Origin of the sequence: Bacillus sp. FSL R7-0685 (assembly GCF_038002425.1) — a bacterium.
Lineage (GTDB): Bacteria > Bacillota > Bacilli > Bacillales > Bacillaceae > Bacillus > Bacillus subtilis.
Map to the genome: position 1 here is coordinate 3353803 of NZ_JBBOCN010000001.1, position 26028 is coordinate 3379830.

The following is a 26028-nucleotide window of genomic DNA, read 5'->3' on the forward strand; positions in this document are numbered from 1 at the left end:
TGACCCTCTTAGATGGACAAACAATTGAATGATGCACCATGCGGTTTCCTCGCTTTGTCAGAAGAGGGGTCGATCATAGCTGCCAACCGCACCCTTATCAAGATTCTGGATTATGAGCCGGAGCAGGTTATCGGCCAGCACATGAATATGATGTTGACCATTCCCGCACAGCTTTTCTGCCAGCTTTATTTTTTTCCGCTTTTGAAATTGGAGCATCACATCGAAGAAATATACATTTCCTTGAAAGCAAGAGATGGAGAAGAAATTCCCGTCCTTATCAATGCTATTGCGAGACACGATAGCGAGGCTTCTGTCTTTGATTGTGTTCTTATTCCAATGCGAAAGCGAAATGAATATGAAAATGAGCTGCTGATAGCCAGAAATGAGGCTCAGGAAGCATTGCTTGCCAAACAGAAAGCCAATGCGGAGTTAGAAATTGCCTTGGAAACGCTGAAAGCAAAACAAGAAGAACTTCTTGAGATCAATAAACAAAATCAACAATTTAAATTAAACACCAAAAGAGAGCTTGAACTCGCCAGAAAGATCCAGAAAAACTCGTTGACTGAACCGATTGTAAACGATCAGGTTCAGATTGACTCTTATTACAACGCATCGAGTGAATTGTCAGGTGATCTTTACGGATATTATCAAATCGATGAACACCGTTACGGCATTATTATCCTTGATGTGATGGGGCACGGAATTTCATCTGCATTGATTACGATGTCTCTTCATCCTTTGTTCCAGCGCCAGATCACGCAAGGTCTCAGCCCCGTTAAAGTTATGAAGGAATTGGACCGGCACCTTCACAGCTTGTTTCAAAATGATGAGGAAGCAAGACATTATTGCACTGCTATTTATCTCGAGATTGATATAGCACGGCAAAGAATTGATTATGTCAACGCAGGGCATCCGCCGGCACTTTGGCAGGACGATAGCGGAACTCAACATCTGCTTCACGCGACCTCGCCTCCGATCGGGATGTTTGAAGACTTAGAGTTTCAGTCAAGCAGCCTTTCATACACGGAGGACGGAAGATTGCTTCTGTATACGGATGGCGTGATGGATCCTACGGCTTCATGTTATTTATTTGATTTACTAAAGGATCATCCTGATTCGCCGATCGCTGACCTGAAGGAGAACATCCTTACATCACTGCAGCATCAAAAGGAAGCTCATCATAAGAGTGATGACGAATGTTTTATATTAGTTGATGTAAAATAAAATGATCCATGAGACATAACAATGATTTGTTACATCTCATGGATTTTTTTGTTTCAGCGTTTCTTTGGAATATGTCCTGACTCCGCATATTGAAACACCTGCAAAGAAGGCAGCGGGTGTCCATTAAAATCAAATAAAGCTTGATTATCTACAGCACTTCCCCCATACCACTTCCCGGCGTCTTCAGGGTCGTATTCAGCAGCATAGCTGGACGCCCACCCTGACCCGTATGTTTCCCATAACACTTTGTTTTTCTCTATCTGTGTCTTCGGCCCGACTGGAATCCACGCCGGCTCCCAGTAGAAAACACCAAGTCCTGCTTTGCCCGTATTCGCCACTGCCTCCATTACATCTCTTACTGCAGTTGCCTGGCCTTGAACAGAAATTGGATATGACAGCGTCTGCCCGCTTTTTGGTGCTGTATTTCCATGCCCATCGCCATCCTCGGCGGTATAGGTGTACGATGTCTCCGCCACCATGACTTTTTTGCCGTACGTATTGGCAACAGCCTTCAGCACGGAGGTCAAATTTTGTAATGTCCCATGCCAGAAAGGATAATAGGAGCTCGCAAACACATCATAATCCACTTTGTTTTTGCTGAGTGTTTCCGCAATAAATGAATACCTTCCAGCCGTTTCAGGATTGGTAAAATGCAGGGCAACCAAAATATTTGAATTTGTCTCCCTGACCGCTCGGCTTCCTTCATTAAATAATTGGCACATCTTCGTCCAATCAGTCTCACCGGCAAATCCTCCTGTTGTTTCATTTCCGATCTGAACCATGCCGATGTCAACGCCTTCCTTGATCATCTTTTGCAGGCTTTGTTTCGTATACTCATAGAGCTTTGCTTTTTTTGCTTCAAAGCTGAGATTCGTCCAGGCTTTGGGCACCTTTTGTTTCGCTGGATCGGCCCAGAAATCAGAGTAGTGAAAGTCGGCCAGCACCTTCATTCCGTTCGCTGTCGCTCTTTTTCCGATTTCGATGGCTTTTTGAACATCATTGTTTCCCCCGCCATACCCATTGCCATTTGAATCATACGGGTTATTCCAGATGCGGACGCGAACATAGTTGACCCCAGCCTGTTTTAAGGTTGTAAAGATGTCCTGGCGTTTTCCGCTTGTATTATAAAAGGTGACACCGCTATTTTCCAAAGCAATAACGCTGGACACATCTGCCCCTTTAATAAAGTCTTTGTTCATTCCCTCTACTTTTTTAACAAAAAGATCCTCTGCCCGAAGCTCTGGCATATACTTCTCCTTCTCAACGGCAGCGGCAGATCCCGGTGAACTGAATGCACTCCACACGATGGCAGCCGCTAAGCACATTTTCACTCCATTCCTCATGACTCCACCCCTCACGATTTAGTAAGCGTTTTCCAAAATGCAGAAAAAAGAATCCGCCCATATCGAGCGGAGCATCAGCCTAATGTGTGTTTACGACGATTCTCACTTCATACTTTTCCATCGTCAGGTCACCTGACAATATCTCTCCTGTCATCATGTCCTTCACACTCTGATCAAACGTGACCAGCTGTTTTTCTTCCGTAAAGTTCATCACAAAAATATAATCATTGTCCTGATCCTGCCTCGCTTGTACGGAGACGCCTTTTCCGTGCCGAACCGGAAAAACTGGAGAAAGAGACAGGTCTGTGATCAGACCCTCATAGAAATCACGCTGAAATTGATCCTCCAAACGCGCGCCGATAAAATACGCCTTGCCCTGCTGATACTCATGGCTTGTGACCGCTGGCGTGCGCGCATAAAAATCTTCTTGATACACCGCTTCCACTGAAGCAGTCTTTACATCAATCACAGTTGCATAATCCTTCATTTCATATATTTGGCTGCGGTAGCTGACAGCGTTTCGATCCTTCGGATACAGGGTGTCCGTTTCAAGAGGCTCAACTCCAAATATAGCTTGAAGATCCGGATGCCATCCGCCTGTGTATGTTAAGTCATGCTCATTCACAATCCCGCTGATATACGTCATGACTAAGGTGCCGCCGTCAGCCGTAAACGCTTTCAAACGGGAAATGGTGTCCTCGCTGCTTAAATACAGCATCGGGACGATCAGCAGTTTATATGGTGAAAAGTCTTGTTCTTTCGTAATGACGTCGACAGGGATATCGTGTTCCCAGAATGTGCGGTAATGCTGCTGAAGCGTTTGCGGATAACGTTTTGTCGCCTTCGCAAACCCCTGAGCATCCTCGAGCGCCCAATGATTTTCCCAGTCATATAAAATAGCGGTTTGAGCCGGCCTCTTCGTTCCGACAACTTCGGACAGCCGTTCCAATGTCTCGCCTACCTTGGCCACTTCTTGAAAGACGCGGTTCTTCGGGCTATTGTCATGATCCACAACCGCTCCGTGTAATTTTTCTGATGACCCCCGTGATTTGCGGTATTGGAAATAGAGAACGCTGTCCGAACCGTGGGCAATCATTTGCATGGACGACAGCAGATTCATGCCCGGGCGCTTTGCCTTGTTGACATTATGCCAATTGACCGCGCTTGGCGTACACTCCATTAATAAGAAAGGCTGCTGCTTCAAGCTTCGGTACAGGTCGTTGATAAAACCGACCTTCATCGCCAAATCAGCTGTGCTTTCCCAGTCATTGTGCCAGACAGGATAAGCGTCCCAGCTGATGACATCGACATGCTTTGCAAATTTGCTGTAGTCGAGGCCCTGATACGGGATCAAATCCGGTGTGTCAGCCATAAAATTCGTTGTGATAGGGATATCAGGCGTCAATTCTTTCAGCGGAATGATTTCATTTTTATAAAACGAAATCGTTTGATCGGTGACGAACCGGCGCCAATCTAAATTCAGGCCATGCAAGCCATTTTCACCGATCGGCGAAGGGCTTTCAATTTGTGACCAGTCATTGAAAATATGGCTCCAAAAAGGAGTCCACCACGCATGGTTCAATGTCTTGAGGCTGTTGTCATATTTCGATTTCAGCCACTCCCGGAAAGCATGCTGGCATAGATCACAGTGGCAATCTCCCCCGTATTCGTTTGAAATGTGCCACATTAACAGCGCCGGGTGATGTCCGTATCGTTCTGCTAATAAGCGGTTGATGTGCCGTGTTTTTTCTCGGTAGACTTTAGATGTGAGGCAGTGGTTGTGCCTTCCGCCGTGCAGCTGTTTGACGCGGGAGGCATTGACGCGCAAAACTTCCGGATAGGTTTGCGACAGCCAGGCCGGACGGGCTCCGCTCGGCGTTGCTAATATGACCCGGCCGCCTATACTGTGAATCCGCTCAAAAATATCATCCAGCCATTCAAATTGATATACGCCCTCCTCCGGCTCAAGTGCGCTCCATGCAAAAATACCGACAGAAAACGTATTCGTATGAGAAAGCTTCATCAGTTTGATATCGTCAGCTAAAATATCGGGCCGATCCAGCCACTGATCGGGGTTGTAGTCTCCCCCATGGAGCATAAATTTCGCTTTTGTTACGTGCGTTTTTTCAAGCTTTGACATCACATTCTCCTCCTTTTTCTCTTAGCCCTTCGTTCCGCCTGCGGTTAGTCCGGACACAAAATTCTTTTGCAGCATGATAAAGATGATGGCCACCGGTATGCTGATAAGCAGGGCTCCGGCCGCAAATGTCGTATAGCTGGCCCCCATGACATCATTCACTAAATTGAATAGACCGACGGGCAATGTATATGATTCAGGCGTTCTCAATATGGTTGAGGACAGCACAAAATCTCCGAGCGGACCGGTAAAGCCGTTCATGGCCACGACTGCCGCCATCGGTTTTGATAATGGCAGAATGATCTGGAAGAAAATTCTGGTGCTGCTGGCTCCGTCAATCTTGGCGCTTTCGTCTAAATCCATCGGAATGGAATCCATGTACCCTTTCATCAAATACGTATTCATCGGGATCAGGCCGCCGATATAAAGCAAGATTAGCAGCCAATGGCTATTGATCATTCCCAAGATTTGCGCCAGCACAAACAAGGCAATTAAAGCTGAAAACTGAGGAATCATCTGCAGCAATAAAAAGAGCGTTAAAGCGTATTTCCTGCCTTTGAAGCGAAAGCGCGAAAACGCATAGGCTGTAAATGTCACACAGAGCAAAGACCCTGCCATTGTAAACAGGCTGATCTTCATTGAGTTGACATACCACTGCACATATTGAAGGCTTTCTTTGCCCGCAAATAATTCCTTGTAATGGTCGAATGTCGGATGCTTCGGAATGATGGATGTACTGATTAAGCTGTTGCCAGGGTTAAAGCTTGCGCCTGCCGTCCAAAGGAGAGGATAAACAATGATGACCGCCATAAAGGCTAGCAACAAGTAAGAGAAAAGGAGACGGATATATTTTCTGACTTTCATATCTGCCAGCATGCCTTATGCCCCCTCTTTAAAAGACTTTGTCTGTCTGAATTGCCACAATGCGATGGAGATAACAAATACAGATAATAAAATGGTTAAAGCCGCCGCAAGAGAATATTGGCTTGACTGCATTGTCAATTTATAAATCCATGAAACGAGGATATCTGTCCCGCCGGCTGTTGATCCGGTTACAGCCGGACCTCCGCCATTGAATAGATAGATAATATTAAAGTTATTAAAATTAAACGTAAACTGGGTAATGATAATCGGAGCCATTGCAATGAACACCATTGGAAGCGTGATGTATCTCAACTTTGAAAAGACAGAAGCGCCATCAATCGTAGCTGCTTCATACAGATCGTCCGGGATGGATTGCAATACGCCTGTTGAGACGAGAAAGATGTACGGAAATCCAAGCCAGCCCTGCATGAGAATCAACGCAAGCCTCGACCAATTGGCATCTGTCATCCACGGAAGCGGATCTATCCCGAAGAAAGCCAAGATGTCGTGATTCATCGCACCGAAGCTATCATTAAACAGTCCCGCAAAAATTAAAATCGTCACAAAACCGGGAACGGCCCATGGCAAAATCAGAATCGTCCGGAAAAAACGTTTAAACCGAAGGTCTTTCTGGTTAACAATGATCGCGAGAAAAATCCCCAAGCTGACTTGCAGTGTGGATGCAGCAAGTGTCCAAACCACCGTCCAAGCCAGTACATCAAAAAAAGTCGACCTCCAAATATCAACTGTGAAAATATTTGCGAACGTTTGAAAACCGACCCAATCAATTAATTTTGCAGGAGGAGAATGATACAAATCATAGTTTGTAAACGCTAATGCAAAGCTGAATAAGATAGGAAAGATCACGGCGAAAATTAAAATAAACAAAGATGGGCCGCTGACGACATAAGGATAGCCCTCAGAAATGATATGTTGGTATTGTTCCTTTAAGGAACTTAATGGCTTATTTTCATCACGCTGTTTTCCGCTTTGGAACGCATCGCGAAGATTCACATAATACACCGCAAGGCCAAAGCAGGTCACGATGACAGCGATAATTCCTTCCGCCAGCAGAAAAACGGAATTATCCCGCGGCACTTCTGTTCCCAGTGTAAAGATTCCCCAAAACCCCATATTGAGCAGATCTCCAAAGACTGCAAAAAACGATGCGCCTAAGAAAAGAAAGACAATACCTTTTATCCATTGCTTGTTATAAAATTGCCCGAGCCCCGGGATGATAGAAAGCAACAAAGCGACTTGACGATGCTGCACCGTTTTCACCTCTCTTACAATACAAATCTAGCTTTCTCTTTATTTTCCGCTGTGCTTTGCCTTAATTTGTCCTTTGGCGGTTTCAGCGGCTTGATCCAATGCTTGTTTCGGATCCGCCCTCCCTGTTGCAACCGTCTGTAATGCTGAATCAGCCGGCGTCCATATTTCATTCATTTCCGGAATATTTGGTGTTGGCTCTGAGAAACGGGATTGTTCAGTAACTGCCCGTGCCGCCTCGCTTTTCATAATAGCCGGGTCATTGGCTAGGGATTTCACAGCAGGAACTTCTTTCGTCTCTTCATATCGTGTTTTAGAATTTTTTTCATTGGCCAGGAAAACGGCTAATTCTTGCGCCAGCTCTGCATTCTTTGAAAATGCACTGACGTTGTAGCTTTTGACGCCGATAAAGGAGCTCATGTTTTTCCCATTTTCCAGCTTCGGCAGTTTCGTAATGCCATAATTGATTCCTGCTTTCGAAAAGGCTTCTACATTCCATGGACCAGAAATAATTGCGGCGGCTTTTCCTTCTGTGAACAGCGATTCCAATACGTTAATCCCTTGTTCTCCAATAATGCCAGCCGGGAACAGGCCATCTTTGTAAAACTTCTGAATCAGCGCCGCACCTTTGACAGCTCCTTCATTATTGATTCCAATGTCTGACGGGTTATAGCTCCCATCTTTGGCCTTTCCAAAAATGTATCCGCCATATCCGCTCATCACACTTTCTGCATAATAAATTTGATCGAATAGGGCTAAAAAGCCAAATTTGCTGCCATCAGCAGTCTTTTTGGAATAGTCGTACCACTCTTCCAGCGTTTTGGGCAATTCCTTTTCGGAGATGAGATCTTTGTTGTAAAAAAGGACAGTCGTTTCGACCGCTTTTGGCAGTCCATAAAGCTTTTGATCTACCATTTGAGACTGAATGGAAGCGTCAGTATAAAGTGATTGAACGTCTTTTTTGACATGTAATTCCTTGAGTAATCCTTCCGTGACAGCGGTTCCGATTTGGTCCCCTGGCATTGTTAACACGTCAGGGCCTGTGCCGGCCGGTCCATCCATTCGCAAATCTTCAATCTGCTTGGCATACGGTTTTTCAACGACTTTGACCTTCACATCATGCTCTTTTTCAAATGCAGCCACAGCGTCTTTAATGCCGTTGCTCTTTTCTTTATCCTCCCATACAACAAGCTCTGACCCTTTTGAACTCGATTTGGCGCTGCTGCTTTCCTTTGGGCCGCAAGCCGCCAAGGATAAACTCACAGCTGCGCAGAGCATGAATACGGAACACCTTTTTGCCTTTTTCATTGATTGTCACCCTTTCGATATGAATGAAAGCGCTTTAAAGATAATATAGCACGCCTGAGAAAATGTGTAAACAAACTATTTACCTCCTATAGTAAATTTTTTTACCCAAATAAAAAATGACTTAGTGTCCTAAGTCATCCTTAATTCATACTCTTCCTGACGATTAATTCTGCGCCCACATATAATGTTTTTACCGTTTTTCTCTTGTCCTGCACTTGTTCAAGCAGTAATTGAACAGCATTTTTACATAATTCATGTATATCAATATGAAACGTCGTCAGAGGAGGCGAGACATACTTCGCGAAGCTGATGTTGTTGATACTCACAATGCTTACCCTGTTTGGTATAGCAATTCCTTTTTCGTTCAGGGCTTGCAGACAGCCCACTGCTATCGGGTCCGCTGCAATCATAAAAGCAGTCGGAAGCTGATCGCCTAATGTGTCGATCGCTGCTGACATCAGGCGGTAGCCGTTTTCTACAGAGAATCCGCGATGACAGAAAATATAGCGCTCGTCCAGCATGGCTTTTTCCCTCATATAGGATCTGAAGGTTTGTTCACGGATGTCCATTTCATCCTGATTGGTATTCGGATTTTTGTATGTGCCGCCGATAAAACCGATGCTCTTATGCCCCTTCTCAGTCAGGATGTTTACCGTCTTCCTTGTCATTTGTGCCAAATCGGGCCTTACCGAGTCAAAATGATCGGGATCAGGAGTTGAATCGATGAACACGCCGTTTTCAGTGAGATTTCTGAGGAAAGCCAGCTCTTCATCTGAAAATGTGCCGACGGCAATAAACCCTTCCGTATGTTCAGGAATGCTCTCGATTCCATCCGCTATTTTATAGGTGGTCATATCGACATTGAATGCTTTCGCCAGTTTCTCTACTTCTAATCTCATCGTTTTAAAATAGACATCTTCTAATTCTTCTTTATCTGTCAGCCAATATAAAAACGCAATATGTTTCACCAGCGGCCTTACTGTTTTTTTGCGGTAATTGAGCTTTTCCGCCGCTTCATAGATTTTCTCCCGTGTCTCATCAGGAACAGAAAGGCTTTCATCGTTATTTAAAACGCGGGAAACGGTTGAGATTGAAAATCCCGCTTCCTGCGCGATATCTTTAATTGTCGCCATTGTATCTGCCTCCATTATTCAGCTCGCATTGTTTTAGTAAAATATTTTACTTTCTTTTTCACAAATGTCAAGTGCACAAAGCCCTCTGGCTGCCATGTAAAAAGACTGAACCATTTGCGGCTCAGTCTCAGTTGTTCGTATCATTCGGAACCGGTGGAATTGCCCGGGAAATGAGTTGGTTATTGCACATTTTCCTCGAAATATCCCGAAAGCACATCTTCCACATTCGTCAAATGCGCCAGCATGGCGGCTTCCGCCTCTGCACCGTTCCCGGCAGCCACAGCATTGTAAATCCGTTCGTGCTCCTCATACAGCCGCTGAACGGAGGTCTTCTTGGAAAACAGCCAGATTTTCCTCGTTTCCCTCATTGTTTCCAGCAGCAATGATGACACGTGATTCATCAAGTGTTTAAGAAGTTCATTTTGAGAAGCGTCCGCAAGCGCAAGATGAAATGCAAAGTCTGCTTTCTCTCCCAGCTCCCCGTCCGCTTCAATGCTGCCCATTTCCTTTAGTGCATCCTGAATTCTTTCGAGATCTGCTTCTGTCCTTTTTTCAGCCGCTAGTGAAGCCACTCCGATTTCAAGCAGTTTTCTGACCTCGAGCAGCTGCTTGACGTCCTCTTTTTTCATCAGAAGGGCGGCTGAGAGCGGCTGAGAAATTTGATTGAGCTCAAATTCCTTCAGATACGTGCCTTCTCCCTGTTTCATTTCGACAAGCCCCATCGCTTTTAGCGCAGAAAGTGCTTCGCGAACCGCTGAACGGCTGACTTGAAAGCTCTCAGCAAGCGCCTGAACAGAGTCCAGTTTATCCCCCGGCTTCAATTCGCCATTTTTGATCATATCTAATAGGGCATCCGCTACTTCTTCATATATTTTTTTTGTTTTAATCTGTTTATATTTCAATGCAATTCACCCCGTAACTTGTAGGTCTGGCTGTTTACGATCTATTATACTCTGTTTTGTGGGCCGCCAAAAGATTTTGACTATTTTGTCAAAAAGTCTTGTACTTTGATTTTTTTCAAAATATAATGCTAGGTAACTGGTCTTATTACCCAGTCATCAGATGATCATATCATCTATAGAAACCGCTTACATATAGCGCCAGTTTATGTTTCAAGGAGGGGTTTGGGATGCAATGGACACAGGCATATACGCCTATAGGGGGAAATTTGCTATTATCAGCGCTTGCCGCACTTGTACCGATTATTTTCTTTTTTTGGGCACTCGCGATTAAACGGATGAAGGGGTATACAGCAGGCTTGGCCACATTGGGGATCGCCCTTATCATTGCTGTATTGGTTTATCGTATGCCGGCGGAAAAAGCGCTGATGTCCGCGACACAAGGAGCCGTATACGGATTGTTGCCGATCGGCTGGATCATTGTGACGTCTGTTTTTTTGTATAAAATCACTGTGAAAACGGGACAGTTTGATATCATTCGCAGCTCTGTTCTCTCGATTACTGATGACCGACGGCTTCAAGCTCTCTTGATCGCTTTTTCATTCGGGGCTTTTTTAGAAGGGGCAGCAGGCTTCGGAGCGCCGGTCGCCATTTCTGCCGCGCTGCTGGTCGGTCTCGGCTTTAATCCTCTTTATGCTGCGGGGATCTGTTTGATCGCCAATACGGCGCCGGTTGCCTTTGGGGCAATTGGGATTCCAATTACAGCCGTAGAAGGGCCGACAGGGATTCCGGCGATGGAGATTTCGCAAATGGTCGGGCGGCAGCTGCCGTTTTTATCCGTATTTATTCCTCTTTATTTAATCATCATCATGAGCGGGTTCAGGAAAGCCTTGGAGATCTGGCCGGCGATTCTCGTATCTGGTGTTTCCTTTGCCGTTGTTCAATATCTCAGTTCCAATTTTTTAGGGCCTGAGCTGCCCGATGTTTTGTCAGCTCTTGTTTCAATGGCTGCGCTTGCTGTGTTTTTGAGATGGTGGACGCCGAAAACAACATTCCGGTTTGCCGGTGAACAAGAGTCGGCCGCCTCAATTGAAACGGCGCGCACAAATCCGGCGGCGCCTGCGTACAGCGGCGGACAGATTTTTAAGGCTTGGTCGCCATTTCTGCTGCTGACGGCGATGATTTCCGTATGGGGCATTCCATCTGTCAAATCCGCGCTGACCGGGCATTATGAAGGCTCTGCGGTGTTCTTGAAGTGGCTGAATGCTGTTGGAGAAAAACTGACTTTTTCCCCAGGTGTGCCTTTTTTGAACAATCAGATTGTCAATGCTGACGGTACACCGATTGAAGCGGTTTACAAGTTGGAGGTGCTTGGTTCGGCCGGCACCGCGATTTTGATTGCCGCAGTGCTGTCAAAGTTCATCACGGCGATTTCATGGAAAGACTGGGGAACCGTTTTTAAAGAAACAGTCCAAGAATTGAAGCTTCCGATTTTGACCATTGCTTCTGTCGTTGGTTTTGCCTATGTCACCAACTCCTCGGGAATGAGCACGACACTCGGGATGACACTCGCGCTGACAGGTTCGATGTTTACCTTCTTTTCGCCCGTCCTCGGCTGGCTCGGCGTCTTCATTACCGGCTCGGATACTTCCGCCAACCTGCTGTTCGGCAACCTGCAGAAAGTCACCGCATTATCAGTCGGCATGGACCCCGTTCTGTCTGTGGCCGCCAACTCTTCAGGCGGTGTCACAGGAAAAATGATTTCACCGCAGTCGATAGCGGTGGCGTGCGCCGCGGTAGGACTCGCCGGAAAGGAGTCAGATCTTTTCCGCTTTACCATTAAACACAGTCTGTTTTTGCTGCTGCTCGTTTGTATCATCACCTTTTTGCAGCATCACGTATTCAGCTGGATGATTCCTTAAAAAAATCCTCCCGTCTAGGGAGGATTTTATTTATATCGCTTTCTCGCTGCCGATGACGGAATATTCATTTGATCGCGATATTTTGCCACGGTGCGTCTCGAGATTTGGATGCCGTGTTGTTCATACAGCAAATCGACAAGCTTTTGATCTGAAAGCGGTTTTGTTTTGTCCTCTTGATTGATCAGGTCTTCAAGATGCATTTTGACTGCATAATTCGACGCATCTCCCTCTCCTGAAGCCTCGGCTTTTGCTGAGAAAAAGAGCTTCATCTCAAACAGCCCGTAAGGCGTTTGTATTGTTTTCCCTTTAATGGCCCGGCTCACAGTTGATTCATGAAGGCTTAGACAGTCCGCCACCTCTCTCAGAGTCAGCGGCTTCATTGCGCTTCGCCCTTTCAGAAAGAAATCCTTTTGGCGTGTGATCAGTTCATTGATAATTCTCGTGATTGTCTGTTTTCGCTGCCTCAGCGCGCGGCTCAGCCAGCGCCACTCCTGATATTTCGCAGATAAATAGGAGACAGTATCCTGACAGGAGCCGGATGATAAAAGCGTTCTGTACTGCGGATGCAGATCGATCTCGGGAAACGAGCGGGTATTCAGTTCCGCTGCGATGTGCCCGTTTTTTACAGTGATAAAAATGTCAGGCTCAATATACACATCTTGCTCTGGCCGGGCAAACAGAAGGCCAGGTCTAGGATGAAGAGCCGCGATATCATCTGAGATATCTTGAATAGTATGAAGCGGAATTCCTACCTCCACTGAAAGCGCTTTCCATTTTTTTTGCGCAAAAGCATCAAAATGAGCTGAAACCAGCATTTCCGCTTGTTCATTTCTGTTCGGCAGCCGCTGTAATTGAAGAAGGATGCATTCCTGCAAAGATCTCGCGCCAATTCCAGCCGGTTCTAATGACTGGAGTTTTGCCAAAACAGCCTCCGCTTCCTTGGCCGATACAGATAATCGCCGTGCTGCCTCCTCTATATCTTCTTCCAAGTACCCGTTTGAATCAAGCGAATGAATCAGATAATTAAAAATCTTTTTTTCAGTGTTTGTCAGATTCATATCGAGTGACTGCTGTTTTAACGCATCCTGCAATGTTTTTTGCGGATTACTTAATTGAAGGCCCGCTTCCTGTGCATTCATCCTGTTTTTGTTTGTTTTATGGTAAGATAGTGGCGGTGTGTCTGTTTCCTTTCGTTCAATAAGAGGGTTTTCCAGTGAGAGCTCATCAATGTACTCGGCGAGTTCTGCCGAATGATAGCCAAGCAGCGTGATGGCCTGCCTGAGCTCCTGTGTCAGTTGAGGCTTTAATACTTGTACTTGCTGAAGTTTCATATCCATCTTGCTCACTCCCCTTTCTTCATTGTACATGATTGAGATCACACCGTATACATTTATGAAAAAGGAGCTGCCAAAGAAATGTCTGAACTTTTTTCCGTCCCTTATTTTATTGAGAATTTAAAACAGCATATTGAAATGAATCAGTCTGAGGATAAAATCCACGCGATGAACAGCTACTACCGTTCCGTTGTTTCAACACTAGTGCAGGACCAGCTGACGAAAAACGCAGTTGTCCTGAAACGGATTCAGCATTTAGATGAAGCATACAACAAAGTCAAACGTGGAGAATCAAAATAAACCTTCCGCTCACATGTGAGCAGGAAGGTTTTCCTTCTTTGAGGCGTGCTGGATGAGACGGGTGCTTGGCACGCCTTCCATCCAGGTATGAAAGTAATTGGCGTTTTTCCCGTAGGAATTATCAATGACCGTGTTTTCTTTTTGAAGAAGAGAAGACAGAATGTGGCCGTGCAGCCTTGATGTTTCCACCGATTCGTAACGGCTGAAAAACCGAATCGCTTTTTGGACGATATAATCCGAGTATTTTTCCCATATATACGCAATGGGCAAAGGGTTGCCTGCTTTTTTATTCAGGACGTTCAGCGTTTGCAGAAAAGCAATCGTCCGGCGGTCTGAAGCTGACAGCACCGTGCGCCAGTCGTAGCTTTCCGCTTCTGCGTGTTCCTGAAGCGCCTGGTTTGCTTCATGATCTGTTCGGATAAATCTCAGCTTTTGATTGGACGGCTGCTGCGTGGGAATGACGGGATACAGCTGATGAGCCATATCAGGCAGAAGCTGAATGTGATTTCTTGAAAAATAAGCCTGTGCCGTAGCATAGGAGGCTTTTTCCCTTGTCATAATGTGAAGGTTCGCATGCTTAGAAAATATCTCTGCCGTCCGTTTGAGGTTGTCTTTGTTTTGAAAATAAATCGATTGCGGCAGGATCACAATTTTGTGGTTCGGATAGGTTTGAACGATTTTCTCTCTAAAGCCTTGATAGTACGGATACAGATCCCCGAAGTTTCCGCCTCCCTGGCAGACGATGATGAGATGAGGATCCAGCTTTCGCCCGACTGGAAAATTGTCAGGATTCCAGCGTTTTCTGACCCGAATCCCGTGTTCTTTAAAGAAGGCTTCTGTTCCTTTCATAATAAATAAATCCCCTACATTCCCATATAGAGGATAGTCAGCATATATAATCTCTGATTGTTTCGGAATGACGTCGAGCAGCCCGGACAGTTTCTGTTTCAGGCTGATCATCGAATGCTTGCTGTCCATTTCTTCACCTCGGCAGTTTGGAATAAGTGCAGTAGCACTTCAATGACCCGGTCTTGCTCATCTTCTGTCATATTGGACCCCGATGGGAGACAGATTCCTCGCTTGAACAAATCTTCGCATACGCTTCCTGTATCTTCATGAGAATAAAATAAAGCCGGATCAAACAGCGGCTGGGTATGGAGCGGCTTCCACAGCGGACGGGCTTCAATGTTTTCTTCAGCAAGACGTTGAACTACGTCATATGGGCTGAGCCCGTTATCAAGTGTGAGCGTGGTGAGCCAGCGATTGGATACGCCGGCTGCGTACTCCGGCATAAAGCGGACGCCAGCTATGTGACCGAGCGCATTTTTGTATCTCGTGAAAATGGTCCTTCTTTTTTCCACTCGCTCATCCAGCACCTCAAGCTGGGCAATGCCGACGCCGGCTAAGATATTGCTCAGCCTGTAATTGTGTCCAATTTCACTGTGCTGATAATGAACAGCCGGCTCTCGTGCCTGCGAAGCGAGAAATCTTGCTTTTTCAATTGCGGCTTCATCATTTGAAACGAGCATCCCTCCACCTGATGTGGTAATGATTTTGTTCCCGTTAAATGAAAAAATGCCGAAGCGCCCGAATGTTCCGCTTTGCTTCCCTTTATAGACTGTGCCGAGAGATTCGGCTGCGTCCTCAATGACAGGAACTCCGTATGCATCACACAGGCTTACGATTTCATCCATTTTCGCACTCTGCCCATATAGATTGACGGCAATAACCGCTTTTGGCAGTGTTCCGTTTCTTTTCGCTTCCTCCAATGCTCTTTCAAGGGCTGTCGGCGACATATTCCACGTATCAGGCTCAGAATCAATAAAGACGGGCACCGCTTTTTCATATAAAATCGGATTGGCGGTTGCTACAAATGTGAAGGACTGGCAAAACACGCTGTCACCTTCTTTTACCTCAAGCAAACGCAGGGCCAGATGAATCGCCGCCGTTCCTGAGCTGACCGCAGCTGCTGCTTTTACACCGACTCGTTCTGCCAGCTGTTCTTCAAATGAATTCACGAGCGGCCCAAGCGGCGCGATCCAGTTTGAGCGAAAGGCTTCTGAAATATAGTGCTGCTCCCTGCCGCTCATATGAGGGGGAGATAAGTAGATTTTTTTATGCATAGAATCATCCTTTGTTTGATGTTTGAATGGAAGAAATGATGCGTGCCGGTGCACCGGCCGCCGTTACCCTGTCCGGTATGGGACGGATCACCGCGGAGCCGGCTCCGACAATGCTCCAAGCCCCGATTGTGATCTGCGGTATGACGGATGCACCGGTTCCGACGTGAGCGCCTTCCTGAACGGAAACCGCTCCTGACAGCGTGGCACGCGGGGAAAGATGAACGTAATCGCTGATTTGATTGTCGTGCTCTGCCACTGCACCCGTATTGATGATGCAATGAGCGCCGATGCGCGCATCCGCCTGAATGATCGCGCCCGCCATAATTACTGTCCCTTCCCCAATGACAGCCGACCTGCTGACGATGGCTGACGGGTGAATCAATGTAATAAAATCATCTTTCCTCAGTCCCAGTCGCTCCGCCAGCTGTTTTCTGACACTGTTATTCCCAACAGCAATCAGAAACAGCACATCAGGAATGAGCCTGCGTAGTTCAGTAACGGCTTCCGGCGGTCCTGTGTACCATTCTTTTCCGCCTTCGAACGTTTTGAATTTATCATCCAGCACCGCGGCTAAGCGCGTATCTGAGCGGGCGTTTATCAGCTCTCTGATCACCTTTCCGTGTCCGCCGTCACCCACAATGGCCACGTTTTTCATGAGGACACATCTCCGCTTCCGGTAAACCGTTCCGCGGTCACATGATTGGTTTGCTGAATCCCTTCTGAAACAAGGACCTTTCGCACCGTCAAACATAAAATTTTCAAATCGAGAAAAAATGACCGGTTGTCAACGTACCAAACATCTAATTCAAATTTCTTTTCCCAGGAAATCGCGTTTCTGCCATTGATTTGCGCCCAGCCTGTGATACCCGGCTTCACCTCATGGCGCCGTGCCTGTTTTTCTGTATAAAGAGGCAGATAGTCCATCAAAAGCGGCCGCGGCCCGACAAGGCTCAGATCGCCCTTCAGGACATTCAGGAGCTGCGGAAGCTCATCAATGCTCAGCTTTCTGATCAGCCTGCCCGTTTTCGTCAGCCGGACTTCATCGGGCAGCAGATTTCCCTCACCGTCCCGTTCATCCGTCATTGTCCGGAACTTATATAGGGTGAACGGTTTGCCGTGCAGGCCTGGCCTTACTTGCTTAAAGAAGACAGGTGATCCTATTTTCAGCCTGACAACGGCGATGGTGAACAGAATGATCACACTTGTACAGCACAACAAAAAAATGGCGGCCGTCAGATCAAAAAGTCGTTTCAGGATCAAAGATTCACAGCTCCTTTCGTTTTTCGAAACCGTTTTAATACCAGCTGTCTTTCCTCTTTTGTACAAACGAGCATAAAAGCGAAAACAGCGTAGAAAAAGCTGACTGTCACTCCCGTCGCTATCAATGACGGCCAGCTGTCAATCTTCACAATGAACTGAATTGCCTTACAGACCGTCCAGGCAAACACAGCGGCTGAAAGAGGCCCGATGATGCCTTTAAAGAACACGTGCTTTTTGTAGCCTGTAATGCGGGATACGTAAAGCGGCGTAAAGATGGCATTTTTTAAAATAAGAGAAATGGCCCCTGCCAATGTTATGCCGTACAGACCGAGATGAGCCGGCCCGCTCAGCGTGACCGCCAGCACCACATTCACCGCACCTAACAGCAGGGTAACAATCGCCGGTGTTTTTTGTTGATTAAAAGCGGTCCATATATAAAACAGCGGCATAAAGGCGAGGCTGACAACCAAGTATCCGGCATGAATAAATAAAAGCGGTGCTATCGTTGAAAAGGACGGTCCGAGCCAGATTGTCAGAAAAGGTCCCGCCAATCCGCCCAATGAGGCAGCAGGAAGTGCAAGCAAAAGACCATTGAGCCTTACTGCCTTATTGGCGTAATTCATCAATCCTTCCATATCGCCTTTTGAATAATATGAAGTCATGATGGGCGCAAACAGGGATGCGACCGTTCCGGCCAAGCTGCGCAAAAGCAGCGGAAACTGGATAATCGCCGCGTATTTCCCGGATGCAGACGCCCCCAGCATCAAATTGGCGGTTAACAGATCAATCTGCAAAAAAAGCAGGACGCCGATTTGATTGACGGAGCTCCATGCGCCCGCTTGAAACAGCTCCTTGCTTGTGCGGAATGAAAGATCCTTCATACGAAACGAAAACCACGGAATCAGCTTTTTGAAGAAATAGAAAGACAGCACAGACGCAATAACAGCACCAGCTAAAGCTGCAAGCTGGATCTGCCAGATTTTCGGCGCAAAGCATGCAAACAGGAGCAGCACAGACAGCACCCGTATAAGCATTTGCACCGCCTGAATGGAACTGGTGATATAAAGGCGGTTGGCATAAAATGGTGCAGCACCGAAACCCGCCATCAGAAACGTTAAAATAAACAGCAAACTGCCGATCAAAATCGACAAGCGCACATCTGCCAAAAGCGCTTGCGGCACATTCATGACGCGGTCAATAAAAAAAGCCGAACCCGCAAGCGGCAGCAAGAGCAGCAATGAAATCAAAACAGAGGCCGCTAAATAATTGCTGATATACGCATTTGCTTTCTCCCGCTCTCCCCTGTGGGCAGCAACAGAAAAGAACCGAACGACAACCGAGCTGAGCGCCACGGTAATAACCGAAAAGTAATTAATCACATTTTGTGTCAAGTGAACAAAGCCAAACGCTTCGACACCGAGCGTTTTGACAATAAAAGGCGTCATCCAAACCGATAGGAAAACAGACAAGAGAAAAGCCGTGAGATTCGCGCTGAAATTTATCGTGAATTTCATGCCTGCTTCGCACTGCCTTTCATTGTCCCCCGCTGCTCGAAAAACAGCTTGATGAGAAAAGTGAGCCGCCATTTACACAGTGCTAATACCAAACGCTCTCCTCTTAATAATTTCTCATGCTGAAACGGTGTATGTCTGACAGCCTGCCGCACCATGTCATAGGATAAAATCTGTCTGATCTTCTTTTTGATGTCTTTCGGCGAATTCGGAGAAGCACAGGCATTTGCCAAAAGCATCGGAAGCTGGTGCCTGCAAATGTACACATTCAAATCTTCTTTACATGCGCCTGCTAAGCCGTAGTGATTGTAGAATGCGATTTTAGCCTGATATTGTTTTTGAAGATGTTCATCCATCGCCGGCTTATAAGGGATTTCTGTCAGGCTGTTCGGGTTTTCACGATAAATGTACAATCCTTCATCAAGCATTTTCACCCGCTCCGCTTCGCGAAAAGCGGACAAATTAAAGGGAGAGTCTTCAGCAAAACGGATGTCTTCATCAAACAACAGATTCGCCCTTTCAAAAAGCTCACGACGGTAAAGATAACGCCATACATACCAGATAAATCTCGTTTCGTGAGCATGTTTAAGCTGTTCAGTAATTTCTGGTTTCGTCAGCACGCGGTTTGCCTCAAGCTGCGGTGGCACATATGTCCGCCTGTCCGATGACTGCTTGTAAAAACCGCATCCGACGATGTCAAGCTGATTTTGCTCCGCTTCTTCAGTCAGCCTCTGGAACATGGCGGATGATACATAATCGTCTCCGTCTACAAAGCCGATGTAAGTGCCCCGCGCGGCCTTTATTCCCGTATTTCGCGCTGAACTAAGCCCGCCGTTTGCCTGATGAATGACCCGGATTCTCGCATCCCGTTTTGCATAGTCCTCTGCAATTTCGCCTGAACGATCCGGTGTTCCGTCATTCACGAGGATGATTTCAATATCAGAAAGCGTTTGATGAAGCAAAGAATCAATACACTTCCCTATAAATGGTTCAACATTATACATCGGGACAATAATGCTGACGAGCGGGGTCATTGCGCTTCACCGCTGATTTTGTCACGCAGACCTTTAAAATACACATCTCTCGGAAAGCCTGCACGGGATGTTTCTTTTGTTAAAAGCTCATTGACTGCGGCTGTTACGCGCTCTGGCTCCGGATGTTCTATCAGCTTCATGAACGGGATGTCTTTAAGCCATTGATAGCCCTCCATCACCTTATGGTCAAAGGAGCGAATGACAACACACGGCGTTCCTGTCAGCGCGCAAAAAATCATGCCATGAAGCCTGTCAGTGACGACGGCTTCTGCGCTTTGCAGCTTAGACCACAGCGCTTCAAGTTCTTGTTCGCGTGTATCGCGGCTGACCCGGCGGCCGATCGTTGTCGTAAAGGATTGGATCTCGCCGAATTCCTCAAATAGCGCAGCCTTGACCCGGTTCCTCTGGTCCTCCTGAAGCACGCTTTCCTGATCCTCGCGCAAACACATATAAACCCCTTCGCGTTCTGCGGGGGTCTTGCTTCTATCTAAATACAGCACCATGTCCGGCTGCTTCAAAATTGTTTTTTCTTGAAAATGCTGTTTCATAAATTGATACGTTGTTTCATCCCGTGCCATGAGCAATAGGCCGGGGTGCGCATTATAAATTTTCTGTGCCCGTTTCAGCTCTTTGCGCCCCTTTTTCGTGTCAGAAAAATGAGCCGTTGCCGGAAGCTGGACAACCCGATAGTCATGGAATGTTTTAATGATGAAGCGGCGCGTCCACTCCTCATAACGGTATAAATCCCCCATATTTCCGCCGCCGATGATAAAGACCATATCCTCCGGATGGCGCGAGCGGATCAGGTTTTTTGCTGATTTGTAAATGTCCTTCATATCGACCTCGACGATGTCAAAGTCCGGGTATTCTTGCTCAAGAAATGCCTTGCTGGCATAAGCAATTGCGTGATCTCCCAAATTGTCATGGGACGGCAGCAGGGTCAGTATGATTTTTTTCTGATGTGCTGCGGCCTTTACCGGTTGATCTGCCGCTCCCAGCCAATATTGGGACGGGTATTTGACCTTTAGCAGCAGCCATTCTGCAAAATTGATTTTCAACGATTGTAACGACATGTCCTCACCCTCTGTTTCTCATTTTGTACTCGATCACCCGCTGATACACAGCCGATGCCATAGCGACGAACGGAATCATTCTGTATTTCGCCATCAGAAGAAGGCATGACCGTTTTGCGTCAAAAGGAGCAGTACCCGTTTTTGAAAGACTTTCTTGAAACACCGGGTCCGCGCATATCACGCCAACATTTCTAAGCTTTTCAAACAGCCGGCGGCTGCCGCTCGTTTTCCATTCATTCAGCATACAGATGCTGCTGTGAAGAACGATAAAGGTATCAAGCTCCTTGCGATACTCCTCCAGTTTGTTGTTCTCCTGTAAAAACGCCGCATTCGCCTCATACAGCGCAAGTCCTGATTCAAACAATTTTTTCTGATAGCGCTGCACAATGGAGGAAAGGTGAATTCGGTAATGATAGAGCGGCGTTTTTACGTAGGCTACTGAGCGGGCGAAAAAATGAGCCCTGAAGCTGAAAAACTGATCCTCGACATGCTCCAGCTCGCCTCGGAGCGGAAACGATAGCCGATGGGCTTCAATCATGCTTCTTCTGTACAGTTTGTTCCATGAAAACCCTCTGACCTTCCCTTCGAATAACGCCTTGATATAGTGCTCCTTCGGCTGATCCTGATAGGTTTGGGCAATGTCTGAGTCCATGGTTTTGCCAGTGTCCTCAAACTCTGCGGCGTAATTGCAAATGACCAGATCAGTTTCATCGCCTGCTGCCCGGAGCATCTGCTCGCAATAATCAGGCTCAATCCAATCGTCTGAATCGATAAACGCGATAAATTCGCCGCGTGCAGCTTCAATGCCTTTATTCCGAACCGCACCGAGTCCCTGGTTTTCCTGATGAATCACCTTGAACCTGTTGTCCATTTTGGCGTATTCTTCTGCGATATCCGGGCTGGCGTCAGCTGAACCGTCATTGACAATGATGATTTCAATATTGTCCACTGTCTGGTTCCGCAGTGATTCGAGACACGTTCTGATATATGTTTCTGTGTTATAAACAGCGACTAACAGACTAACCGCAGGTGTTTCCATAATGACCGGCTCCTCGTGCATAAATTACCGGGAAAAAATCGTTCTGTAAGGCAGAACGGATGAATCAACCGGCATAAGCAAATAACTGTAAAGAAAATAACAAACAACGATAGCGATATAGATAAGGGCGTTCGATTTTTCATCAAATATCCTGACGAAATAAGGGACTAAGATCATTTGATACAGACCGAAATAAATATTGAATCTGGCAAAAATCACGTCCTTTGTGGCCAAAAGGCCGAACAAAAAACCAAGCAGGCACAAATTAACGACAATATCGATTTGCGGCCACAGACTCCGCAATCGTTCTTTATAGCAAAATGCAAGGAACAGCGGCAGAACCAACACAGCGATTTTGATCACATTCATTCCATTTGTGTTCGTCATGAGCCATTTTTCATAATGGCTGTATGAGCTGTTTTCAAGTACAACGACAAACACAGAAATAAATTTTTGATATAAAAATGTCATGCCGAGAAATAAAGCGGATAGGCCGAATATCGCCGGAGACCAGGCTTTTCTTCTGACAATAAAGTACACCGGAATCATAATCAGCGCCGACGAATGAAAGAGCGAGCTGACCAGCACAATCAGGAAATATCGCTTCCAGTTCCCGCTGATGATATAACGGATCGCCCAAAACAAAGCAGCTGCCACCATGTATTGCCTGATGCCGTTAAAAGACGCGTAGTAATGAAAGGTTCCCAAAAACAAAAAGACACTCAGCTCAAACGGCCTGCCATAGTTGGCGAGTGTCTTCATAATAAAGCTGTAGGTCACGACCGCCACCGTAAAATACATGATTTGAGGATCTTCCGTGATGAAATTCATCAGCCAAAGGAGTGCGGTAAACCCCGGATCTGTCGCTGTTTTCGCTGTGCCGAAACCGAATATCTGCCACACATTTTGATAATCGCCCGCCAATTCGTACAGCAGCGTGTACGTCTGAAAATCCGTGCCGACTCGATAGCGGAGACCTGACACGAGCACAAGTGAAGCGAGCGGAATCCAGATCAAAAGCTTATTCGGCCGATACCCCGTGGCAAGCGAATCGTCCCGGCCGCCGCACATTTTAGCGAACCAAGACCAAATAAATACAATCCCCATATTGACGGCATATACAATCATCGGTTATGGTCCTTTTCCGTGCTGATGTTGTATACATTCAGCAGCGCTCCTACATTTTGCTGTGCATCGTAGCCAAGTTGGGCGAGTGTTTCCTTGATGAGCTCACGCTTCGGCCTGCCTGCGGCGGCCGCCCTTGCAATGGTTTCAGCCCAGACGCTGATCGGCTCAGAAAGACTTAATCTTGTGACAAGCCCGAGACCGGCGTCGACTTTTTCTGTAATGCTGTCTGAAATGATGCATGGAAGCCCCGATGCCTGCGCTTCCACAAGCACAACCGGCAAGCCTTCGTACAGAGACGGCATGACAAATACATCGAATGTTCGCATCAGTTCATGGATCCGTTCTTCCGTGCCTAAAAAGAGGACGTCTGATAGTAAATTCTGCTGCCGCGCCTCCTCCTCTATCTCCCCGCGCAACGGCCCGTCTCCCGCCAGAACGAGCTGAAAGCGAACGCCTCTTTCTTTGAGATGTGCGGCAAGTTTCAGCAGGAACGCGTGGTTTTTCACTTCATGAAACCGGGCCACATGGCCAATGATGAGCCGGTCGGCTGCAATGCCGCGTGCTGCTTTTTCTTCATCAGCCGCCTGCCCATTTGGGGCGAACAACTCAAGGTCAATCCCATTCGGAAGAAGGTGAACACGCTCCCGCTCCATGTTGGACTGTCCAAATAAAAACCTGCCCGCATCCTCTCCGCAGGCACACAGCGCTGTCGCATTCGCCAAGATGAGCCGCCTGAACACCAGCAGCTGCAAGCGATCCTTCCAATTGAAGCCGGTCTTCCAAGACGTATTGTGGGAATGGCATACCCTGACCGGCACTCCGGCGAGCCTTGCCGCAAGGGCGATAAAGCCTGTTTGGAAATCCGTGTGCGCATGAACGGCGCTGAACGGCCCGTTTTCTTTTATCGCGTTTCTCACATTCCTCACAAATGTAAGGGGATTGCTTTGCCCAATGCTCGGGACATAAAAAAGCCGCCCGCCTAAAGATAAAATCTCTTCATCGTAAGCGCACGGATCATTTCGATACGTTAAAAAGTCAAATTGCACTTTGCTTTTGTCCATTTTCCGATATAAATTCATCACCATGGTTTCCGCGCCGCCCCTGTTCATGCCGCTGAGAACATGGAGCACGCGTTTTTGGCTGCTATTCATGCTTGACAAGCCCTTCCTTTTGGTTCATCACTCTTTTTTTGTGGTAGCGATTCATCACGGCTGCAGGCATAAACGCGCGGATTAACGGTTTTGCGATATATATGTAATCAGATAAAGGAAGCTTCAAGCGTCTGCACGCCTGATAGACAAGAATGGCATTGTCGATTGAATACGTAAATGACCGCCGTTTGAATGCATCGCTGTCTTCCCTCACTTTATACAAGGCTTCCTGGAGATTATAGCCCCTGAAGCCCTCTTCAAAAAAGCGAAGCCACAAATCAATATCTTCCATTCGTCTCGTCCGCCACACCGACCGGTAGCCTTTCAGCGTGCGGTAGGCACTCGCTCTCATCATAATCGTGCCGTGGCAAAATGGGGTCCCTTTTGCCATGATGCCCGGCTCCGGAACAGAAGGCAGAATGCGGGTGCCTCTTACGCCAAATTCATCAAACACAAGCATGCCGGTGCCAACCACCTGATAGTGTCGGTGCTTTTCTAAAAACGCGACCTGCTTTTCCAGGCGGCGCGGGAACGAAAGATCATCTCCGTCCTGACGTGCGATATAATCTCCTGTCGCATGCGAAAGACAATGATTTAATGATGCGGCAAGCCGCTTATTTGTTTTGTTTTGAATCAGTTTGATGCGGTCGCTGTAATGAGCGGCATACTGCTTCGCGATGCGGAGCGTGCCGTCTGTTGACGCATCATCGCACAAAATCAGCTCCCAATTTTTATAGGATTGGCTGAGTATGGATTCTATGCTTTCTGCCAAAGTGCGTTCGCAATTATAAATGCCCATAATGACAGAAACTTTCGGTCCTGAGTTCATACGCTTTTCTCCTTTGTATCCATATCCATGTACGCGGAATAAATATCTGCCATTTCTTCCACCGTTCGCGCCTCCGAGAAGCGCAAGGCTATTTTTCGGCCTTCCTGTCCCAGCTTTCGGCAGAGCTCCGGCTTATGGTAAAGCTGTTCAATCCGGCGGGCAAAAGCAGCACTGTCACCGATTTTGATCAGAAAACCGTTTTCTCCGTCGCGGATGATTTCCCGATGCCCGCGATTATCTGTGGCGATCGCCGGTTTTTCTGCCGCCATTCCCTCAAGCACATTCATACCGAGGCCTTCTCTAATGCTGGATGCGACAGATACATCCGCAAGCTGAATCAACTCATGTATGTCGCTGCAAAAGCCGTAAAAACAGACATTGGCGGAGGCACCAAGCTTTTCAGCTAACGTTTGATACGTATGTTCCATTGCCCCTTCCCCGGCAAACACAAGGCGGAGTGAGAGAATTTTTTCTTTTAGCAAGGCTGCGGCTTCAATTAACTGCTTCTGGTTTTTGTTCAGATTGAGCTCAGCCGGATAAACCAATATAAAATCATCTTCACGGAACCCGTGCTTTTCTCTGAGTCTTTGCTGCTCTATCGGACTGACAGGCCGGAAACGCTCGGTATTGACGCCAATGCCGTGAATTTTCTGCGTCCTTCCGCCCGGCCTTTGAAGTCCTTTCGCCCGTATGTAATCCTCTTCATTAATCGTAATCAGGCAGTCTGTATATGCTGAAAGCCATTTCTCAACCGGATAGTAAAGAAGCCAATTTTTCATCGGTGCCCCTTTGCAGAAGTGAAATCCGTGCGCTGTGTACAGCACCTTTGTTCCGTGCCGCCGTGCCTGCCTCGCCGCCAGTCTGGCGAGAACGCCGCCGACCGGTGTATGGCAATGGACAATGTCGTATTCATAGGTGTCAATCACTTTCTTCAGCTGCCTATAAACGGCCAGGTTCTGAGGGTCAAAAGGTGACCTGCGAATCGGGATGGAGAATTTCTCATCCACATACGGCAGCTTGGTTTGTCCGTTCGCGGCGACATGAACCTCCCAGCCCATTTGCTTGAACCATTTAAAATAAGGGAGGTGAAAGGCCTTAAAATGATAATCAACAGTCGCGCAAAACAATATCTTTTTCGTCATTTTCA

At 47.0% G+C, this 26028-nt stretch carries 23 protein-coding genes; 3 read left to right on the forward strand and 20 right to left on the reverse strand.

What is annotated here, in order from left to right; genetic code table 11:
- Positions 1-12 precede the first annotated feature (12 nt).
- Complete coding sequence (gene rsbP / locus MKY50_RS17535; RefSeq protein ID WP_341117019.1) at positions 13-1224, forward strand: phosphoserine phosphatase RsbP; 1212 nt, start codon at positions 13-15, stop codon at positions 1222-1224.
- A gap of 53 nt (positions 1225-1277) precedes the next feature.
- On the opposite strand, the gene ganB is transcribed toward rsbP, so the two are convergent.
- The 7 genes from ganB to lutR form a co-directional block, all read right to left on the reverse strand.
- Positions 1278-2567 (reverse strand): arabinogalactan endo-beta-1,4-galactanase, encoded by a 1290-nt coding sequence (gene ganB, locus MKY50_RS17540; RefSeq protein WP_167408450.1) that lies wholly within the window; start codon positions 2565-2567, stop codon positions 1278-1280.
- 79 nt (positions 2568-2646) lie between these two features.
- Entirely contained in the window at positions 2647-4710 is a 2064-nt protein-coding gene (gene ganA, locus MKY50_RS17545) for a beta-galactosidase GanA (RefSeq protein ID WP_341117020.1), read from the reverse strand.
- 18 nt (positions 4711-4728) lie between these two features.
- On the reverse strand, positions 4729-5580 hold the full coding sequence (gene ganQ, locus MKY50_RS17550) for an arabinogalactan oligomer ABC transporter permease GanQ (RefSeq protein WP_015714737.1): 852 nt from the start codon (positions 5578-5580) through the stop codon (positions 4729-4731).
- A 3-nt stretch (positions 5581-5583) separates the two neighbouring features.
- The gene (gene ganP / locus MKY50_RS17555; RefSeq protein ID WP_015714738.1) at positions 5584-6840 is read right to left on the reverse strand and encodes an arabinogalactan oligomer ABC transporter permease GanP; all 1257 of its coding nucleotides are present in this window, start codon (positions 6838-6840) and stop codon (positions 5584-5586) included.
- A gap of 39 nt (positions 6841-6879) precedes the next feature.
- Positions 6880-8145 (reverse strand): arabinogalactan oligomer ABC transporter substrate-binding protein GanS, encoded by a 1266-nt coding sequence (gene ganS, locus MKY50_RS17560; RefSeq protein ID WP_341117022.1) that lies wholly within the window; start codon positions 8143-8145, stop codon positions 6880-6882.
- Positions 8146-8285: 140 nt separating this feature from the next.
- Positions 8286-9278, reverse strand: coding sequence for a galactan degradation operon transcriptional regulator GanR (gene ganR, locus MKY50_RS17565; protein WP_326237032.1), 993 nt, complete (start codon positions 9276-9278; stop codon positions 8286-8288).
- 179 nt (positions 9279-9457) lie between these two features.
- Entirely contained in the window at positions 9458-10180 is a 723-nt protein-coding gene (gene lutR, locus MKY50_RS17570) for an L-lactate utilization/bacilysin biosynthesis transcriptional regulator LutR (RefSeq protein WP_029318374.1), read from the reverse strand.
- A gap of 227 nt (positions 10181-10407) precedes the next feature.
- Here lutR and lutP point away from each other — a divergent pair, with 227 nt between their 5' ends.
- Complete coding sequence (gene lutP, locus MKY50_RS17575) at positions 10408-12099, forward strand: L-lactate permease LutP (RefSeq protein ID WP_326131738.1); 1692 nt, start codon at positions 10408-10410, stop codon at positions 12097-12099.
- Positions 12100-12125: 26 nt separating this feature from the next.
- Here the strand turns inward: lutP and rpoN are convergent, their stop codons facing one another.
- Positions 12126-13436, reverse strand: coding sequence for an RNA polymerase factor sigma-54 (gene rpoN / locus MKY50_RS17580; RefSeq protein ID WP_341117024.1), 1311 nt, complete (start codon positions 13434-13436; stop codon positions 12126-12128).
- 78 nt (positions 13437-13514) lie between these two features.
- Between rpoN and yvfG the strand changes: the two genes are divergently transcribed.
- Positions 13515-13733 (forward strand): protein YvfG, encoded by a 219-nt coding sequence (gene yvfG, locus MKY50_RS17585; protein WP_003219905.1) that lies wholly within the window; start codon positions 13515-13517, stop codon positions 13731-13733.
- Positions 13734-13742: 9 nt separating this feature from the next.
- Here the strand turns inward: yvfG and MKY50_RS17590 are convergent, their stop codons facing one another.
- The 12 genes from MKY50_RS17590 to MKY50_RS17645 are packed head-to-tail and all read right to left on the reverse strand — an operon-like array spanning position 13743 to position 26023.
- Positions 13743-14711, reverse strand: coding sequence for a polysaccharide pyruvyl transferase family protein (locus MKY50_RS17590; RefSeq protein WP_033883455.1), 969 nt, complete (start codon positions 14709-14711; stop codon positions 13743-13745).
- A complete protein-coding gene (locus MKY50_RS17595) occupies positions 14690-15856 on the reverse strand; it encodes a DegT/DnrJ/EryC1/StrS family aminotransferase (protein ID WP_341117025.1) in 1167 nt (388 codons plus the stop codon). The genes MKY50_RS17590 and MKY50_RS17595 overlap by 22 nt, the downstream gene beginning before the upstream one ends.
- A 4-nt stretch (positions 15857-15860) precedes the next feature.
- Positions 15861-16511, reverse strand: a complete 651-nt coding sequence (locus MKY50_RS17600; protein WP_070547799.1) for an acetyltransferase — start codon at positions 16509-16511, stop codon at positions 15861-15863.
- Positions 16508-17116: a sugar transferase gene (locus MKY50_RS17605; RefSeq protein WP_015251185.1), complete on the reverse strand. Its 609-nt coding sequence runs from the start codon at positions 17114-17116 to the stop codon at positions 16508-16510. Before MKY50_RS17605 ends, MKY50_RS17600 begins: the two co-directional genes overlap by 4 nt.
- Complete coding sequence (locus MKY50_RS17610) at positions 17113-18630, reverse strand: MATE family efflux transporter (RefSeq protein WP_341117026.1); 1518 nt, start codon at positions 18628-18630, stop codon at positions 17113-17115. The genes MKY50_RS17605 and MKY50_RS17610 overlap by 4 nt, the downstream gene beginning before the upstream one ends.
- Entirely contained in the window at positions 18627-19661 is a 1035-nt protein-coding gene (locus MKY50_RS17615; RefSeq protein WP_033883459.1) for a glycosyltransferase, read from the reverse strand. The genes MKY50_RS17610 and MKY50_RS17615 overlap by 4 nt, the downstream gene beginning before the upstream one ends.
- Positions 19658-20734, reverse strand: coding sequence for a polysaccharide pyruvyl transferase family protein (locus MKY50_RS17620; protein WP_341117027.1), 1077 nt, complete (start codon positions 20732-20734; stop codon positions 19658-19660). Before MKY50_RS17620 ends, MKY50_RS17615 begins: the two co-directional genes overlap by 4 nt.
- Before the next feature lie 4 nt (positions 20735-20738).
- A complete protein-coding gene (locus MKY50_RS17625) occupies positions 20739-21773 on the reverse strand; it encodes a glycosyltransferase family 2 protein (protein ID WP_029318366.1) in 1035 nt (344 codons plus the stop codon).
- Positions 21774-21797: 24 nt separating this feature from the next.
- Entirely contained in the window at positions 21798-22901 is a 1104-nt protein-coding gene (epsG, locus tag MKY50_RS17630) for a biofilm exopolysaccharide biosynthesis protein EpsG (protein WP_319620220.1), read from the reverse strand.
- Positions 22898-24052, reverse strand: a complete 1155-nt coding sequence (locus MKY50_RS17635) for a glycosyltransferase family 1 protein (protein WP_341117029.1) — start codon at positions 24050-24052, stop codon at positions 22898-22900. The genes epsG and MKY50_RS17635 overlap by 4 nt, the downstream gene beginning before the upstream one ends.
- A complete protein-coding gene (epsE, locus tag MKY50_RS17640; RefSeq protein WP_341117030.1) occupies positions 24045-24881 on the reverse strand; it encodes a glycosyltransferase EpsE in 837 nt (278 codons plus the stop codon). Before epsE ends, MKY50_RS17635 begins: the two co-directional genes overlap by 8 nt.
- Entirely contained in the window at positions 24878-26023 is a 1146-nt protein-coding gene (locus tag MKY50_RS17645) for a glycosyltransferase family 4 protein (RefSeq protein WP_341117031.1), read from the reverse strand. Before MKY50_RS17645 ends, epsE begins: the two co-directional genes overlap by 4 nt.
- Positions 26024-26028 lie beyond the last annotated feature (5 nt).

Bases quoted from the DNA above. Each gene is read 5' to 3' on its own strand.
- rsbP (WP_341117019.1), top strand. From the start codon at position 13: ATGGACAAACAATTGAATGATGCACCATGCGGTTTCCTCGCTTTGTCA.
- ganB (WP_167408450.1), bottom strand. From the start codon at position 2,567: ATGAGGAATGGAGTGAAAATGTGCTTAGCGGCTGCCATCGTGTGGAGT.
- ganQ (WP_015714737.1), bottom strand. From the start codon at position 5,580: ATGCTGGCAGATATGAAAGTCAGAAAATATATCCGTCTCCTTTTCTCT.
- ganS (WP_341117022.1), bottom strand. From the start codon at position 8,145: ATGAAAAAGGCAAAAAGGTGTTCCGTATTCATGCTCTGCGCAGCTGTG.
- ganR (WP_326237032.1), bottom strand. From the start codon at position 9,278: ATGGCGACAATTAAAGATATCGCGCAGGAAGCGGGATTTTCAATCTCA.
- lutP (WP_326131738.1), top strand. From the start codon at position 10,408: ATGCAATGGACACAGGCATATACGCCTATAGGGGGAAATTTGCTATTA.
- rpoN (WP_341117024.1), bottom strand. From the start codon at position 13,436: ATGGATATGAAACTTCAGCAAGTACAAGTATTAAAGCCTCAACTGACA.
- yvfG (WP_003219905.1), top strand. From the start codon at position 13,515: ATGTCTGAACTTTTTTCCGTCCCTTATTTTATTGAGAATTTAAAACAG.
- MKY50_RS17590 (WP_033883455.1), bottom strand. From the start codon at position 14,711: ATGGACAGCAAGCATTCGATGATCAGCCTGAAACAGAAACTGTCCGGG.
- MKY50_RS17595 (WP_341117025.1), bottom strand. From the start codon at position 15,856: ATGCATAAAAAAATCTACTTATCTCCCCCTCATATGAGCGGCAGGGAG.
- MKY50_RS17600 (WP_070547799.1), bottom strand. From the start codon at position 16,511: ATGAAAAACGTGGCCATTGTGGGTGACGGCGGACACGGAAAGGTGATC.
- MKY50_RS17610 (WP_341117026.1), bottom strand. From the start codon at position 18,630: ATGAAATTCACGATAAATTTCAGCGCGAATCTCACGGCTTTTCTCTTG.
- MKY50_RS17615 (WP_033883459.1), bottom strand. From the start codon at position 19,661: ATGACCCCGCTCGTCAGCATTATTGTCCCGATGTATAATGTTGAACCA.
- MKY50_RS17620 (WP_341117027.1), bottom strand. From the start codon at position 20,734: ATGTCGTTACAATCGTTGAAAATCAATTTTGCAGAATGGCTGCTGCTA.
- MKY50_RS17625 (WP_029318366.1), bottom strand. From the start codon at position 21,773: ATGGAAACACCTGCGGTTAGTCTGTTAGTCGCTGTTTATAACACAGAA.
- epsG (WP_319620220.1), bottom strand. From the start codon at position 22,901: ATGATTGTATATGCCGTCAATATGGGGATTGTATTTATTTGGTCTTGG.
- MKY50_RS17635 (WP_341117029.1), bottom strand. From the start codon at position 24,052: ATGAATAGCAGCCAAAAACGCGTGCTCCATGTTCTCAGCGGCATGAAC.
- epsE (WP_341117030.1), bottom strand. From the start codon at position 24,881: ATGAACTCAGGACCGAAAGTTTCTGTCATTATGGGCATTTATAATTGC.
- MKY50_RS17645 (WP_341117031.1), bottom strand. From the start codon at position 26,023: ATGACGAAAAAGATATTGTTTTGCGCGACTGTTGATTATCATTTTAAG.